Origin of the sequence: Mesorhizobium escarrei, from assembly GCF_935825525.1 — a bacterium.
Lineage (GTDB): Bacteria > Pseudomonadota > Alphaproteobacteria > Rhizobiales > Rhizobiaceae > Mesorhizobium > Mesorhizobium escarrei.
The window spans coordinates 170,643-186,432 of the sequence record NZ_CAKXZT010000152.1; the positions used below are offsets into that span (position 1 = coordinate 170,643).

Consider the following 15,790-nt stretch of genomic DNA (forward strand, 5'->3'; position numbering starts at 1 on the left):
TCACTTTCCGGGTGCCGCCAGGTCGATATGGCAACAAAGATGACGACGCGTCTTTGCGTCCGTTCGTCTTCCGCAGGACAAAAATCGGCTGATCGACCACGCTCTTGCCATAACAAAACTGTGCAAAAACCCTTCCCTTGGGGAAGATACTGGCGCCCGCGTACATGAACCAGCAACTAATTGATATTATACAGATAATATGCTTCGACAGCGACAGCGCATGGCGTTGCCGCTGTTGCTTAATAGCAACGGCTAGCGGTTCAATCCCTCGCAGGCCGAGAAAAAATAATTGAAAATGATCAATTGGTGTTACTGTCTGTAACAAAACTAAAAGAGGTTTGGGCGGGATTGTGATTCGGGTCGGTAGACCAGATCGACATTCAATATCGGAAAAATGGCTCCGCGGTGCCGCAAGGCCGCCGCTCCTGACACCGGTTTCCTCGATGCGCAGCTTCTGGGGACTGATGCGGGCCTACTGGTTCTCGGACCGCTGGGTGGAGGCCTGGACGCTGACGCTGGTCATCGCGCTGTTTACCGCGCTCTCCAGCAAGGCTGGCGTCTGGTTCGCCGAAGCATCCGGGGAACTGGTCAACTCTATTGCCTTTTACCATGATGCCGCGAACACCACGCCGCTCGCATCGCTGCTCACCAACGCCGGCGTGCTCATCCTTCTGGTCGTGCTCAAGGACGCGGGCTTTACCGGCATCCGCACTTTTGTTTCGGCGACGCTGCATCGCAAATGGCGCGGTTGGCTGGACAGCCGTTTCAACGCAGCGCTTCTCGACACCAATCACACGCATTTCCATGCTCAGCACGGTTCCTCCGGTGCTGCTGCTCCCGACAACATCGACCAGCGCGTCCAGGAGTCGATCAAGGACATGACCGGCGGAGCCATCGGCCTCGCCATGGGGGTCATGGCTGTCGGCACATCGCTTTATTTCGTCGGCCGGAAACTGCTTGAAACCTCGGCAGAGGTGAAAGGGCTGGAGTTCCTCGGCAGCTATGGCAGCGCGGTCCTGGCATTTCTGGCGGTCGCCATATACGTGCCGCTGAACACCTGGATCGCGGTGAAGCTCGGCAGGTTGCTGGAACGGCTCAACATCCGGATGCAGCAGTCCGAAGGCAGTTATCGCGGCGAACTGACCACGTTCCTGCGCCGCAGTTTCCACGTCGCCGCCTCACAGGGCGAGAATGTGCAAAAGACGATGCACGACCGGCTTTATGTCGACATCGACCGTACCTGGGCAAGGCTGAACATCGTCAACACCAGCTACCGTTCTTTCGAGCTGGTCTACACTTTCATCGGCGCCCGCATTGTCGCCTATGCGCCGGGCCTGGTGCCCTACATCCACAACCGTTTCGACCTCAAGGGCTACATAACCGGCTCCGAGATGGTCAACTCGCTCATCGGTCAATGTTCGTGGTTCATCCATGTCATGCCTTCCATTGCGGCGCTGCGCGCCAACAGCCAACGCGTGACCGAACTCGCCAACGCGATCGAAAACGTCCAACACCCGCAGGACTTCTACAGTCTCACCGGTTGTTCCGATTTCCGCTACGACCGTCAGAACCCGGTTTTCGGCTTGACCATCCAGAAACTGGAGCTGACCCATCAGGGCGAGGACGCCACGCCCTTCCTGAGCGCTGCGAATTTGCGCTTCCGGCGTGGCGAGTGGACGTTCCTGAAGGGCGAATCCGGCTGCGGCAAGACATCGCTGATCAAGGCGATCAACGGTCTGTGGCCCTATGGCCGCGGTACCATCGTCTTCCCGGAAGGGGTCGAGAGTTTCTATGCCGCCCAAGAGGTCAAGCTGCAGCAGGTCTCGCTGAAGCAACTGGTCTGCCTGCCCGGTTCAGAGCGCGATCACACTGACACGCAGGTTGCATCGGCGCTGCACAAGGCCGGCCTTGGCGATTTCATCGAACACATGGCCGATGAAAGCCGCGACGGAATGAGCTGGGACCAGGTGCTTTCGGGCGGCCAGAAACAGAAGCTGGTTGTCGCTCGTATCGTGCTGCAGCAGCCGGGGCTGCTGTTCCTCGACGAGGCGACCGGGGCGCTCGATCCGGAAGGCAAGATTGCTTTCCACCAGGCAATCAAGGACAATTGTCCAGATGTCACGGTGATCTCGATCATGCACGAGGCCGTGCCGCCAAGGTCGCTTTCAGGCGCCGAATTCTACCACAGCATCGTTGCCATCGCGGATGGCGTAGCGACCAAGAAGCCGCTGGCGCCGAGCCTGCCGGTCGAGCTCACCACCATCCTCGCGCACCCCAGACCAGTCGAGGAAACAAGGCCGGTCGAGGAAAGATGGCTGCGCTTCCCTCGCCGCATAAGGCAGAAATAGCGGCGACGAGATATCGTTGGCTCACTCCCGGATTGGTGATCTGAAATTGCGGTCGAGTGGCGCTGCACCATTGCAAAGGGGCTCGTGCAGAGCATGTCTCGCGTGCGAAGCCCGCGCGACCGGTGAAGCCATGACAAGAAACGAAATTCTTGCTCTCGTTCCGGCATTTGGTGTCAGCGCATGGGAGCTTCACAATTATGTCAGCCTCACAGGCTGGTGGCTGATTGGCGCGGCGATAGTTCCGGCAGTTGTCATTGTGCGGGCGTGGAAAGCGGTCGCAGCCATTTCGGTGGCCGCAGCAGCCCTGTGGTTCTACGCCAAATAGGCATACAGGGCGGTTCTCGATGCCGCCTGATGCTGAGATCACGGAAATCAGCGACACTTTCGCGGCAGCGTAAGGGTAGCGATGCCCATTTCCTGGAGGAGGTCTGGGTCGATCGATTTACTCCGAATGGTAGCGTTGCCATCGGCATGCTAGACCCATTGAGCAGCTGTGCCCCGAACCGGAGGCATGAGAGAATAGCTGAATAGCTTGGGAATGACCGAGGCGTGCCGCGATGGCCACCAGTAACGGTTGCTACCGAATTTGGAGTAGACGGCACCCCGCAAGCGGGCATTTGCCCCAAGCCTTGGTTATTTCCATGTTCCGGCTTCAGCACGGGGGATGGTGATGCGCAGATGGAACTCTGGTCTGGCGCTGGCAAAATCGCACTCGACCGCCTTAGCTAATGACGCCCAAAAGGGGCGATGGGAAGGGCGCTTAGCGACAGCCCTGCTCCGGACTTTCGGGATGGTCGTCGTCGCCCTATTCGTAGGCACACCTGGTCTAGCTCTGGCGGACGAGGTGCCGGGAGAGTTCCTGGGCAGGTGGAGCACACGATGCAGCGACACAAATGCGCCGAAGATCGAGATGGCCGCGAACAGCATCGCAATCACCGTCGGCGGCAAGACCTACCGATATACCGGGATTAACGCGAGCCGCACTTTGTATGGCGGCGTAAAGGCCGACGGCAACCGCGTCTGGCTCCCGACCAGCAAGCGGCCCGGACGGAAATTCGCCTTCGTAGCTGCCCCGCCCCCCTTTGGAGCTGAGGGCCCTATGGTGCTCGAGGAGGGAGTGCCGGAGGAGTCCGACGAGATCAGGTCCATATTTGGAGCACAATTCCGTCGCTGCAAGCTCGGCCTTCGGGCCTCGGCGCAGCAGCAGCTTATGCAACCAGATGGGCCAGCGACCGTCGCGGCCGGCGACGGTCAGATGGCAAGCTGCAGCAGCGGCATCGTAAGGGGCTTGAAACCCGGAGGGGACGGGTTCCTGGCCGTAAGGGCCGGGCCGGGAACAAGCCACCACATGCTGGACCGCCTTCACAACGGAGAACCGGTGTGGCTCTGCGACCAGCGCGGCGACTGGGTGGGGATCGCCTACGGCCGCGAGGATTGCGGCACCGAAGGCTCGGGACCGGAGCACCCTTACACTGGATCTTGTCGCGCCGGGTGGGCTCACGGGCGATGGATCGAAATGGTGGCGGGGCCCACGTCCGTCGAGGCCGGGCGGGGACCGAGTTTTGACTGCGCTCGCGCGAGAACACCCCCTGAACAGGCGATTTGCGAATCGGCTGAATTGAGCCAGCTCGATGTGAAAATGTCGGCGGCTTTTGAAGCCGCGCTTTTCGCAACCGTCAACCAGTCGGAAACTGAAGCGGCCCGTAGTGCGCAAAGAGATTTTATGGCGCAACGTGATCGCTGTGGTTCCGACAGCGCGTGTCTGACGCAAGCATACAGTGAGCGGCTCTCTGCGCTGGCGGCCGCGGCAAGCCCGGTCCTCGGGCAGGAAGCTAACGCGAGCGGCTCGCCGTCTTCCCAAACTGCCGGTCTTGCCGCTCTGCGCGGCCTTCCGGCGGGCATCAAGAGCATAAGCTTCGATGACTTCAATGGTATCCCGTTGTTTGGCCCTGCCGATCGGGCTTCCTTCCCCGTTTTCTTGACCCTGGTCAAGCTCGGAACAATGCCTCAGTTTCTTGAGCAGAATGAGTGCACGGTCGTTCGTGCGCTTTTCACCCCTGAGTTCATTGCGCAGTTCGCCCGTCCCTATGAGTGCGCCGGCGACAGGCTCATCTGGCTCGGCGCGGACGAATTCGCCACCGCCGAGGCCAGGCGAAGCTTCCACGACAAGTATGGAAAGATGGTGCTAGCGCTTGCGCCGAAGCTGCCGCTGACCATTGCCTTCGTCGATGACATTGCGCTTGGCCTCTACGACGAGGCGAAGACGGGATTCCCTGTCGGTGGGTACAGCAACCAGTTCGGGTCGATGGGGGAACCCTCGAGCATCGCCGTCGATCTGAGCAGGGACGTCCCCACCTGGTTGAACGTTTCTTTCTTTCCCAATTTCGAGTGGCCGGAGCCATTTCTGCCTATGAAAAGCGCGGACGCGGCGCGCGATTTCATTGCTGAAGTGAACTCCTGGCCATATGCGGAACACAACTCTCCTATGCCCGCGGCGACCGGCCAACGTACGGTGCGCCGAGTTACGGTGCTTGAATTTGCTTCCTTCGACCCGAAAACCGCGCGCTTGGAGTTCAGTCTCAACGCCCTCAGCCTCCACAATCTCGATCTGACGCGAAAGCTTTATGATTTCCCGGTGACCAAGCCGATCAACTCTTTCTCATCGGGAGATATCCCCGAACGGCTCGTGGTCGCGTCGCCTGTACCGCTGGACGAGTTCTATCTTAACCTCAGGATTGTTGGCGAGGCCGGCGAGAACGCGCCCGAAAAGGTATGGGCACGTTTGGTGGAACTTGTCGCGCATCGCGACAGGGAGTTCTGGAGTCGGCCCGGGAAATCGAAAGAGGTTCTTTCCCACGACAACGCGCGGCGTCCTTTTTTTGACAATGGTGAGGATGGCGCGGTTTCCACCGCCTTCAAGCGCTGGGCGATAGCCTACGCGGCTGGTTTACCCGACGAAATCGAGCTTGTTGGCGACTATACGAACGTAAGCATCGATCGCGACGGGCATTATACTTTTCAAGCGCTGAAAGCCAACGGGGGTCCCGGAATCTACTCCGGTGCTATCGCGGCGATCGGGCTGCAATCCGACCAGGTTGTGAGTGTCAGCGGCTTCGACAATCTGCTTCTCACACTGCCCAATCGACCTGATTTCTATGTCCTCGACGTGGACGGCGAGACCATGCTTCCGTTCGCTGGCCGCAGGCTGCTGTGGAAAGCCGTTTTCAAGACCGGTCCGCGGCAATCGGTCAGCGCCGAAGCAAGCAAGGCGCTTCTTCTTCATCTCGAGCCGATATCCCTGATTCTGGAGGAGCAAGGCGTCGAGATCGCGCGCCAGACCTTTGAGGCCGTTCCCCGGCTGGATGGCGGCTTTTCGGTTGATGCGCCCGCCTCGCCCGCCGGCGCGGCGCTGTTCGATGCTCCCGTCGCCCTTTCTGGCGGCTTGACCAATACCCTTGTTGCGGCTGCGCTTGATCCGACCCAGACGGATGACGCCTTCGAGAGGCTGGTCATTCAGCGCTGGCACCTGGAACAGAAAGGTGAGCCGTTTGGCGGTCGGTTCTTCGTCGAAGGCAAGCGCCTTCCTGGCACAGAGGAAGCACGCGCCTTGTTTCCGGATTTCGCTGCTTGGGCCCGCGCCCGCATTCCCGCGTTCCCGATCCGGCTTACAATCAAGGCTGACGTGGAGCGTAGCCCCGGCGTCGACTTCGCCGGCTGGCAGAGTTTGGCCTGCATATCCGATGCATTAACACAGGAAGACAGATTCCGCATTGCGAGCAACGTGCGGGGATTAGGGGCCGCGATCGCTCAGAAGGGGCTCGCGATGAACGGAGCAGGGTCCTGGGGCGTGGAAGACGAGTTGCGCGTGGCGGCTCTTGGCCTTGAGCCGATGGCATCATCCTTCGTTCATCAGGTCGGCTGTGAAGTTGGTTCCGGGCCTGATGCCGATCCAATGAAGATATTCACCGTCACGGAAGCTTCCCTGCCGGTACCCCCGCCATTGGGGAAAGCGGAGAAACTGAGCGCTGAGGTCACGCTCCAGATCAACGCCATCGCGCCTGTCGACTCCAAGCCACACTATCTCGACCTCCTGCCCCCCGATGTGGCCGCGCACCTGTTTTCGGGAGGAGCATCGAAGAAGACACCAGCACAGACGTTCATCCGCATGGACGCCGATCTTGTCGAGGTCGCCTATCGCGATGCGAGCGGCCGGGAAATCGCCCGGCTGTCAGCCGATCCGGCGGCGACGCTTTCCGGCCTTCTTCGAAAGTTTGAGATGAAATCCGCCGAAATGCTGCGCAAGCCTGAGGCGGGGGAGGCCTATGGACCCGATATGATTGGCATCCAACTTGGCATGTCCTTTGACGAGGCTGAAGCGATCATTCAGCGGCACATGCGGGTTGGGCGGGTACTCACGGGAATGCGCGCCAGTCCGGGTGCCCAGCCGACCGGATCAATCACGCCCGCGACGTCGGGCAAGCTTTTCATTTCGGCCGACGAGCGCGAATTCGTCGCTATCTTCGACGATGCGCCAGCCGTCGAAGGACGAGTACTCGCCGCTTGGCGTCGAATCTATTTGGATCCGGAACAAATGCCGGAGACTGAAGTGATCGAAGGGTTGCGGAGCAAATATGGCACGCCTATCACGAGAACGATTGAGGCCGGCACGCGCAATTTCTGGTCCACACCTGCTGGCAATGACTGCCGGCCATCCTTCAGCCATGGCGGCGCGCGTCCCGCTCTTAGTGCCTCCTGGCGCGAGAATGGCGTCCCCGCAAATCTCGCGTTGCCGGATGGTCGCCCGGTACCCGACGCCATGCTGCCGATGGCGATGGTGAGCCCGCTCGATCCTTCGAATCAGCAACTCGCCAGATGCGGACCGGTCTTCACCGCCGAGTTCTCCTTCGATGCTTCCCGCAGCGTAAAGGCGGGCTATCCGACTACTGACCGGGATTGGATCGAACAAATTATCAGCGATGTCGGCCCCTATATGCAGGCATTCAGCGCGAGTAGGCTGGCTCTTCAGGGCGACGAGGCAAACGTGCCTGGAAAGGCCCAGACGGGTGGTGCCGTGAAATTCTGAGCGCAGTCGAACCTGAATAACTTTCGGGACTGTCAAGTATGGCCATTTGCAGGGGCTGTTTGACAGTTCAAAATTGTGGTCGGGTGGTGCGGCGCCATTGCTTGCGAGCATCGAGTGCTCCGTTGGCGACGGTGTGGGCAAAACGTCAGGCGCGCTCGCCGTCCCTTACCCGGTAGGTCGGCTTGTACATGGTGACGAGTTCTTCCGCCGCGGTCGGGTGCACGGCCATCGTGCGATCGAAGTCGTCCTTGGTCAGCCCGGCCTTCAGCGGAATGCCGAGAAGCTGCGCCATCTCGCCGGCATCAGGCCCGAGGATATGGGCGCCGAGCACCTTTTTCGAGGCGCCGTCGACCACCAGCTTCATCAGCATCTTTTCGTCGCGGCCCGACAGCGTGTTCCGCATCGGCCGGAAGGTGGCGCGGTAGACCTCAACGTCGGAAAAACGCTTTATGGCCTCGTCTTCCGACAGGCCGACCGTGCCGATCTCGGGCTGCGAGAAGACCGCGGTGGCAATCGTCTCATGGTCGGGCGCGGTTGGGTTGCCCTTGAAGGCGGTCTCGACGAAACACATCGCCTCATGGATCGCCACCGGCGTCAATTGCACACGGTTGGTGACGTCACCGATCGCCCAGATGTTGTCGATGCTGGTGCGCGAATATTGGTCCACATGGATAGCGCCGGTCCTGGTCATCTCGATGCCGAGGCCCTCAAGGCCCATGTTTTCGGTGTTGGGGAGACGTCCGATGGCGAGCATGACCTGATCGACCGTCAGCACCCTGCCACCGGTGACGACAGCGTCGAGGCGCCCGTCCGGACGCTTCCTGACCCATTCGGATACGGCATGGCAGAGGATTTTTATCCCCTTCTTTTCCATCGTCTCGTGCAGCATGCGCCTGAGATCCATGTCGAAGCGGGAGAGGATCTCCTTGCCGCGGTAGACCAGCGTCGTTTCGACGCCGAGGCCGTGAAAGATGTTGGCGAATTCGACGGCAATATAGCCGCCGCCCTCGATCATGATCGCCTTCGGCAGTTCCTTGAGATCGAAGGCCTCGTTGGAAGAGATACAATGATTATGGCCGGGCAGAGCCGGGTGCGGTGCCGGGCGGCCGCCGGTGGCGATGAGAATCTGGTCGGCGGTGACGGTGCGATCCTCGCCGAGAAGTTGCACCCCATGCGGATCGACCAGCATGGCGCGCGACTGAAACGTCTCGCCGCCGGCGCCCTGGACATTTTTCCTGTAGATGGCTTCCAACCGGCTGATCTCGCGATCCTTGTTGGCAACCAATGTCTGCCAGTCGAAGCTCGCCTGCGGCACGGTCCAGCCGTAACCGGCGGCGTCGGCAAAGTGCTCGGGAAATTGCGAGGCATAGACATAGAGCTTCTTCGGCACGCAGCCGCGGATGACGCAGGTGCCGCCATAGCGGTATTCCTCGGCAATGCCGACGCGCTTGCCGAGTGCCGCCGCCACGCGCGCCGCCCTCACCCCACCGGAGCCGCCGCCGATCACAAAAAGATCGTAGTCATAGACCGCCATGGTGCGGCTCCTTGCCCTTCAAAATGTCTGAGACAGGTAGGCTGCAAACCACCAAAAGAAAAGCCCGGACGCAGCGCATCCTGTCGGACGCGCAACGGAGGCGGGCTTTCCGGTCCAGCAGCGATAACGCCGCCGGAAAATAGGCTCAGTTCTTCGGTGCTTCCGGCTGCGTGCCATCAGCAGGAGCCGCGGCATTTGCCGGTGCTGTGGCCTTTGCTGCCGCGGCCAGCGTTTCGCCGACCTGCTGGGCGAGATCGCGAGCGACGCCGTTCTGCCAGATGTCGGCGGCCTTGAGCAGGTCACGCGTTACGGCTGGGCCGCTGTCGAGCAGCTTCTTGCCGGAATCGGAATTGTAGAAAGCGGCGATTTCGGTAAGCTCTTTTTCGGAAAATACCTTGGCATAGGCCATGGCCGCCTCCTTCTCGAGATCGGCGCGGCGAGAGGCCAGCGCCAGAGCCTTTTCGCTAACCGTTCTGCCGATCAACTCCTGCATGTCCGGGTTCTTTTGGATGAGTTGCTGCTGAAGCGCGGCGGCGGCCTGCGGCAGGATGCTGTCGAACGGGTCCGTCGCGTCGATCGCCGCGACTGCGGCGCGGGCCGCCTTCAGATGCCCGTCGGTGATGTCCTGCGAGAACGCCGGCGATGAAAACGCAAAGACGGCTGAAGCTGCCAGAATGGCAGAAAAACGGCGTACCCGGTTATGCAACGTCATAGTCGGTAGAACTCCCTGGTTTTCGGGCGGCATGGACGGTTTGAACGCCGTCGCCGGCTATGATGGCCGCTGATGCCAGCCCGATGAAAAGACCATGCTCGACCACGCCCGGAATGGCATGGAGAGCATTCGAAAGCGCTCTTGTATCCGGAATGCGGCCAAAAGATGCATCGAGGATAAAATGGCCGCCGTCTGTAATAAAAGGCTGGCTTCCCGTCATCCTCAATGTGACGGGGCCGGAAAGGCCCAGGCTTCCGGCTGCCGCGGCGACGGCGATTTCCGTGGCACGCAGGCCGAACGGGTTGACCTCGATGGGCAGTGGAAAACGGCCGAGCGTCTCGACCATCTTCGAACGGTCGGCAATGACGATCATGCGGGCGGAAGCCGCCGCCACGATCTTTTCGCGCAGCAGCGCGCCGCCGCCGCCCTTGATCAATGTCAGCGCCGGATCGATCTCGTCGGCGCCGTCAATGGTAAGGTCGAGCTCGGGCGTTTCTTCCAGCGTCGACAGCTGCACGCCAAGCTCGCCGCAGAGGATGGCTGTGCGCTCCGAGGTCGGCACGCCGATAATGGTGAGGCCGTTGGCGACCTTTTCGGCGAGCAGCCGCACGAACTCGTCGGCCGTCGAGCCGGTGCCGATGCCAAGCCGCATGCCATCGCTGACATGGGCAAGTGCCGCCCGCGCGGCCTCGACCTTCAGTTGCCTCGCATCCATGCTTGCCCCGAATTTCGCTTGTTTCGGCGCTCCTAGCATCTTTGCCCGTCCGGTCAAAGACTTTGCCCTGTGGATTGACGCCCTGTGGAGTTGGCACGGCTTGCCTGGATGGGCTGCAGCGGCTATCGCCTGCCGGCACGCAATCGTCACAGGACAAGCCATGACCCGACCGATCATCGTGTTCGACCTTGACGGGACGCTGATCGACACAGCGCCGGACCTGCTCGACAGCCTCAACCACAGCCTTGCCGCCAGCGAACTCGCAGCCGTCGATGAGGCCGGCTTCAAGCGCTTCGTCGGCCATGGCGGGCGGGTGATGATCGAGCGCGCGCACGCCGCGCAGCAGAGATCGCTGGTGGTGGAGGAACACGACCGATTGCTAAAGCTGTTCCTCGATCACTACACCGACAACATCCCGGGCAAATCGCGCCCCTACCCCGGCGTCGTCGAGACGATCGCGCGATTCGAGGCAGCCGGCTATCTCCTGGCCGTCTGTACGAACAAATACGAAGCCAACTCGGTGGCGCTGATCGAGGCGCTCGGCCTGGCGAAGCATTTCGCGGCGATTTGCGGCCAGGACACGTTTGCGTTCCGCAAGCCCGACCCGCGCCATCTGACCGAAACCATCGTGCGGGCCGGCGGCGATCCGCACCGCGCGCTGATGGTCGGTGATTCGCAGACCGACATCGATACGGCGAAGGCGGCCGGCATTCCCGTGGTGGCGGTGGATTTCGGCTACACCGACCGCCATGTGCGCGAATTCGAACCGTCGGCGGTGATCTCGCATTTCGATGCGCTGACGCTTGGTCTGGCCGAACGCCTGATTGCTGCTGCCGGGCACTGAGCGCGACGGCGACCGGGCCGTTGCCGGCCGGGTTGCATTCCGACTTCGGCGGAACGCCAGCACATCGCCTTGACTTCCCCGGTCGGCCTCCCTTATATCGCGGCGCGCTTGGCCTTCGGGCAACGAGCGGGCGATTAGCTCAGCGGGAGAGCACACCCTTCACACGGGTGGGGTCGCAGGTTCAATCCCTGCATCGCCCACCATAAACTATCAAGAAAATCAAGCAGTTACCGGCGATCTGATAGGGCCGCAAATGTGCCGGTTGCCGAACGGGTCGTCACCGGGTCGTCACCGCCAAGGAGCGCGGCTTTCAATTTCGCGACAGCCCACCGCAGGGGCAGAACGCGGCCATAGGCCAGTAACTACCGAGTTAGCCCCGCTTCAGCGCACCTTGCCCAGACAGCACGGCTTCTGCTTCTTCGCTGTGCCTCCGCCTGCCGATGAACCAGAAGGGGCTGCAGGGGACGGACGCTGGCAGCGGCGGTTACGAGTGTGGCCTTAAGTCGCAACAACTGGCTTCCGAAAGCAAAGCCGCGGGCTTTGTTGAAGCTGCGTCCGACACCACATAGCGGTTCACGACCAGCCGTGTGCGAGAAACTCGCCCACCCTGAGGCGGTCGCGCTGCCCTTCAAAGATGGAAGTCAGTGCGCCACGGCAATGGTCCATCACTTATGAACTTGAAAGACCATCATGCTTGACAATTCCAGACTTCCCGCGGGCGACGTCCCTCTCATTAGGCTGGGCCGCGATCAGTGCCGCTTTCCGGTTCGCGAAGACCCTTCGGTGCCCGGCGGTTACCGTTTTTGTGCTGGGCCAACTTCGCCGGACCGCGTCTACTGCGATCACCACCACAGCATCGTGACCGCCGTCGAGCCTCGCCGAGCTCGTTCCGGTTTCCACCTCGGTCAACGACGCGCTGCGTAATTGGGCGGCGGACCCCACGAACCGGCCCCAGCGGGCTCCACGTCAGATCGCACACTACATCGTCGGGGCCGATCAGTGCAGTGGGAGACCGCAGACCATGCTCTTCCGTTGGAAGCGAGCGGTGGGTATTTGTGATCATTACCTCCCCAGCTGTCGACTGGGCCTGCCGCTGAAACCAGCCGCCTGCATATCGGGTGGCCCCACATTCGACCCCACCCCCGCCTTCGGCAATCCGCCCCCGGGACGGCATCCACAACCACGTGGAACGCATCGCGAGGGTCGTCGACCGCCTAGAACACCCCACGGCCTCATAATGAGCCGCACGCCGAGCGCCGCCGGTTTCCGCCATAGTCAACGTACACGGCGTCAGCCCCGCATCATCGAGTGCAGGATGGCCTGCATGTGCACTTCCAGATCGAGTTCGCCCCGTGCCTCAGTGGCTAACAGATACTCGGCCTTGGCTCGGCGGTCGCCGCGGCTGATCGCAGGATAAGAGCAGATGGCCAGTAATCCTTCCTCTTCAATCCGGTCTGCCCTCTTGCGGTCGTGACTGTTGCTGCCCGCTCGATGAACAACCCTGTGGAGCGCGACATAGGCGGCCTCATGGGCTCCAATCAGCGCCTGCAATTCGGGTGAGGCACCTTCCCCTTCAGCAAACGTTGGCTCAACGAGCGAGGCGACGGCGGTGAACGCAAGAAGTGTACGGCGGGTGATTTCGGGCATGCCTCATATCCCTGCTGTCTGATCATGCCCGCACACCATAGCACTGGCGCAGCGGTTCGGAGAGGTGCTCTGGGACGCGACCACATTGTCTGCTGACAAAAAGTATCCGCTCCCGCAGCGGCGTCACTTGAACCGCTGTCCATGTCCCGTCCCGCGTGCTGGCATGCCACGGCGATTGAGTGCCGCCGCGATTTGCCGCAACGATTTAACTCCGCTCCCCTGAACGCGGCCGGGAGAAAGTTGACGGGCGATAAAATCGTCCTAGGTGAGCTGCTATCTCAGTGGCCCGCGAACTGACGAGGGGAAATCGCCGTCGACCCCTGCTCCGACCAGGTGAAACTGCGCAATTGCAAATGCGTCCGGCTTCCGCGAACATTGCTGGACCCCATCAAGGGCCCGTAGCGGCCGACCCGAAACAAGGGCGCCGGCTTCCCGGCCCGCTGTCCTGGCGGCCTCGGGGATGACCATGGATCCAGCCAGTGTCCTTAAGTCGAAACGGAGGAATAACCGATGAAACTGACAAAACACCTCGCCGGTGTGGTGATCGCGTCGACCTGTCTGTGTGCGCCCGCGCTGGCGCAGACCAGGTTGACCATGTGGTATCACGGCGCCGGCAATGAGGTGGAGTCGCGAATCATCAACCAGATCATCTCCGACTTCAACACCAGCCAGTCCGACTGGACGGTGACCATCGAGAGCTTCCCCGAGAAGAGCTATAACGATTCCGTCGCGGCGGCGGCCCTGGCGGGCAACCTGCCCGATATCCTGGATGTGGACGGGCCCGTCATGCCCAATTGGGCCTGGGCCGGCTATCTGCAGCCGCTGCCGATCGACGAGAGCGAGTTCGCCGACTTCCTGCCCGGCACCAAAGGCGTGTGGGACGGCAAGCTCTATTCGGTCGGTCTGTGGGAGGCGGCGGTGGCGCTTTTTGCACGCCAATCGACGCTGGATGAATTGGGCTTGCGCACCCCGACCCTCGACAAGCCCTGGTCGCGCGAGGAATTCATGGCCGCGCTCGAAGCCGCCAAGGCCTCCGGCAAGTATGAATTCGCCCTCGATCTCGGCATGAACGACCAAGCCGAGTGGTACTCCTACGCCTTCTCGCCGTTCCTGCAGAGCTTCGGTGGGGACATTGTCGACCGTTCGACCTACAAGACCGCGGAAGGCGCGCTGAACGGCGAGGCTGCGCAGGCATTCGGCAAGTGGTGGCAATCATTGTTCAGCGGAGGCTATGCGCCTGGCACCAGTGAGGACCCGGCCGATCAGCAGACCGGGTTCATCCGCGGCAAGTTCGCCTTCCAGTGGAACGGCAACTGGCGCGCTGTGGCGACGATGGAAGCCGTGGATGACGTTGTCTTCCTTCCAGCCCCCGATTTCGGCGCCGGCAACAAGATCGGCGCGGGATCCTGGCAATTCGGCGTCTCGGCCAAGTCCAAGCATCCGGAAGGCGCTGCCGAGTTCATCAAATTCGCCGCGCAGGACAAATACCTGGCCGCCTTCTCCGACGGCATCGGCCTGATCCCGCCGACGCCCTCGGCGGCGCAGATGACGAAGAACTACAAGGATGGCGGCCCGCTTGCGGTGTTCTTCGCGCTCTCGAAAGCACAAGCTCTGGTGCGCCCGGTCACCCCGGGCTACGTGGTCCAGGCCAAGGTCTTCACCAAGGCATTGGCCGATATCGCCAATGGCGCCGACGTGGCCGACACGCTTGATGCGGCGGTCGACGAGATCGACGCCGACATCGAAAGCAATGGTGGCTACAGTCACCGCTAGTTCTGTCGCGCCGGGGTCCTCGCCAGCCGCGGACTCCCTCTCTGGCTTGCTGGGCGGATACCGCAAATGGCGTCGAAACTAACCCTGTCGAACCGGACGGGCTGGACGTTCGTCCTGCCGGGCTTCGCACTCATCGTCACATTCATCGTCCTGCCGTTTTTCTTCGCGATCGGTCTGTCATTGACAAATCAGCGGCTGCTGTCACCGAACCCCACCCAGTTCGTCGGGTTGGAAAACTATCGTCAGCTCCTGGGCCTTGCGGTGGTGACCCTCAAGCCGGAGCGCAACGATGCTGGCGAAATAATCCGAAACGAGGCTGGCGAAATCCAGTATCCCCGCCTGCGTGAGATCACCCGTAGTGAGGCCTATCCTCAGTTTCGCGGCATGCGCGAGTGGTTTCGCTGGCAGTCGGGCGAGAACGTCATGGTCGTCATCGCCAGCGACGTCGTGTTCATGAAGGCGCTGGTAAACACCTTCCTGTTCGTCCTGGTCGTGGCGCCGGTACAGGGCAGCCTCGCGCTGATGCTTGCTTTGCTGATCAACCACAAGCTCAGGGGCATCAACCTGTTCCGGACCATCTACTTCATGCCGGTGGTGGTCTCCATCGTCGTGGTCTCGCTCCTCTGGCGGTTCATCTATGACGGCCAGAACGGGCTGTTGAACAGCATCCTCCAGGCCCTCACCTTCGGCCTTTTCCAGCCCGTCGACTGGCTCGGCAATCCCTCGACGGCGCTGCCCGCAGTCATGGCGATGTCGATCTGGCAGGCCGTCGGCTTCCATATGGTCATCTGGCTGGCGGGGTTGCAGACGATCAGCCCGACGCTCTACGAGGCCGCCGCCGTCGAGGGGGCTTCGAGATGGCAGACCTTCCGCTATGTCACCTGGCCGGGCCTGCGCAACACCGCCGTGCTTGTCCTTGTCGTGATCACCATGCAGGGCTTCGCACTTTTCGCCCAGATCGACGTGATGACCAATGGCGGTCCGCTCGACAGCACCCAGACCCTCGTCTTCCAGGCGGTCGAGCGCGGCTACGGCAAGCAGGACATCTCCGGCGGCTCGACGATCTCGGTCATCCTGTTCGCGATCGTGCTAGCGATCTCACTCATCCAGCGCTGGCTGACACGGGAGCGTTAA

General features: G+C 61.5%; 10 protein-coding genes and 1 tRNA gene. 7 read left to right on the forward strand and 4 right to left on the reverse strand.

Going from position 1 to position 15,790, the window contains the following annotated elements; genetic code table 11:
• The first annotated feature begins 443 nt into the window (after positions 1-443).
• The 3 genes from NMG80_RS28050 to NMG80_RS28060 all read left to right on the forward strand — a co-directional run bounded on the left by NMG80_RS28050 (position 444) and on the right by NMG80_RS28060 (position 7,431).
• Positions 444-2,348 carry an ABC transporter ATP-binding protein/permease gene (locus NMG80_RS28050; RefSeq protein WP_254021104.1) on the forward strand — a complete coding sequence of 635 codons (1,905 nt, stop codon included), beginning with the start codon at positions 444-446 and terminating at the stop codon, positions 2,346-2,348.
• Positions 2,349-2,478: 130 nt separating this feature from the next.
• A complete protein-coding gene (locus tag NMG80_RS28055; protein ID WP_254021105.1) occupies positions 2,479-2,673 on the forward strand; it encodes a hypothetical protein in 195 nt (64 codons plus the stop codon).
• 465 nt (positions 2,674-3,138) lie between these two features.
• Entirely contained in the window at positions 3,139-7,431 is a 4,293-nt protein-coding gene (locus tag NMG80_RS28060) for a hypothetical protein (protein WP_254021106.1), read from the forward strand.
• 145 nt (positions 7,432-7,576) lie between these two features.
• Here NMG80_RS28060 and gor read toward each other — a convergent pair whose 3' ends face one another.
• The 3 genes from gor to rpiA form a co-directional block, all read right to left on the reverse strand.
• Entirely contained in the window at positions 7,577-8,965 is a 1,389-nt protein-coding gene (gor, locus tag NMG80_RS28065; RefSeq protein ID WP_254021107.1) for a glutathione-disulfide reductase, read from the reverse strand.
• 145 nt (positions 8,966-9,110) lie between these two features.
• Positions 9,111-9,677, reverse strand: a complete 567-nt coding sequence (locus NMG80_RS28070) for a DUF2059 domain-containing protein (RefSeq protein ID WP_254021108.1) — start codon at positions 9,675-9,677, stop codon at positions 9,111-9,113.
• Entirely contained in the window at positions 9,664-10,392 is a 729-nt protein-coding gene (rpiA, locus tag NMG80_RS28075; protein ID WP_254021109.1) for a ribose-5-phosphate isomerase RpiA, read from the reverse strand. The genes NMG80_RS28070 and rpiA overlap by 14 nt, the downstream gene beginning before the upstream one ends.
• Before the next feature lie 160 nt (positions 10,393-10,552).
• On the opposite strand from rpiA, the gene NMG80_RS28080 reads away from it, so the two are divergent.
• A complete protein-coding gene (locus tag NMG80_RS28080) occupies positions 10,553-11,236 on the forward strand; it encodes a phosphoglycolate phosphatase (protein WP_254021110.1) in 684 nt (227 codons plus the stop codon).
• 128 nt (positions 11,237-11,364) lie between these two features.
• A tRNA-Val gene (locus NMG80_RS28085) sits at positions 11,365-11,439 on the forward strand.
• 1,087 nt (positions 11,440-12,526) lie between these two features.
• On the opposite strand, the gene NMG80_RS28090 is transcribed toward NMG80_RS28085, so the two are convergent.
• Positions 12,527-12,883, reverse strand: coding sequence for a hypothetical protein (locus tag NMG80_RS28090; RefSeq protein ID WP_254021111.1), 357 nt, complete (start codon positions 12,881-12,883; stop codon positions 12,527-12,529).
• A gap of 510 nt (positions 12,884-13,393) precedes the next feature.
• Between NMG80_RS28090 and NMG80_RS28095 the strand changes: the two genes are divergently transcribed.
• The gene (locus NMG80_RS28095; RefSeq protein WP_254021112.1) at positions 13,394-14,656 is read left to right on the forward strand and encodes an ABC transporter substrate-binding protein; all 1,263 of its coding nucleotides are present in this window, start codon (positions 13,394-13,396) and stop codon (positions 14,654-14,656) included.
• 66 nt (positions 14,657-14,722) lie between these two features.
• The gene (locus NMG80_RS28100; protein ID WP_254021113.1) at positions 14,723-15,790 is read left to right on the forward strand and encodes a carbohydrate ABC transporter permease; all 1,068 of its coding nucleotides are present in this window, start codon (positions 14,723-14,725) and stop codon (positions 15,788-15,790) included.

Bases quoted from the DNA above. Each gene is read 5' to 3' on its own strand.
- NMG80_RS28080 (WP_254021110.1), top strand. From the start codon at position 10,553: ATGACCCGACCGATCATCGTGTTCGACCTTGACGGGACGCTGATCGAC.
- NMG80_RS28060 (WP_254021106.1), top strand. From the start codon at position 3,139: ATGGTCGTCGTCGCCCTATTCGTAGGCACACCTGGTCTAGCTCTGGCG.
- gor (WP_254021107.1), bottom strand. From the start codon at position 8,965: ATGGCGGTCTATGACTACGATCTTTTTGTGATCGGCGGCGGCTCCGGT.
- NMG80_RS28070 (WP_254021108.1), bottom strand. From the start codon at position 9,677: ATGACGTTGCATAACCGGGTACGCCGTTTTTCTGCCATTCTGGCAGCT.
- NMG80_RS28095 (WP_254021112.1), top strand. From the start codon at position 13,394: ATGAAACTGACAAAACACCTCGCCGGTGTGGTGATCGCGTCGACCTGT.
- rpiA (WP_254021109.1), bottom strand. From the start codon at position 10,392: ATGGATGCGAGGCAACTGAAGGTCGAGGCCGCGCGGGCGGCACTTGCC.
- NMG80_RS28050 (WP_254021104.1), top strand. From the start codon at position 444: ATGCGCAGCTTCTGGGGACTGATGCGGGCCTACTGGTTCTCGGACCGC.
- NMG80_RS28055 (WP_254021105.1), top strand. From the start codon at position 2,479: ATGACAAGAAACGAAATTCTTGCTCTCGTTCCGGCATTTGGTGTCAGC.
- NMG80_RS28090 (WP_254021111.1), bottom strand. From the start codon at position 12,883: ATGCCCGAAATCACCCGCCGTACACTTCTTGCGTTCACCGCCGTCGCC.
- NMG80_RS28100 (WP_254021113.1), top strand. From the start codon at position 14,723: ATGGCGTCGAAACTAACCCTGTCGAACCGGACGGGCTGGACGTTCGTC.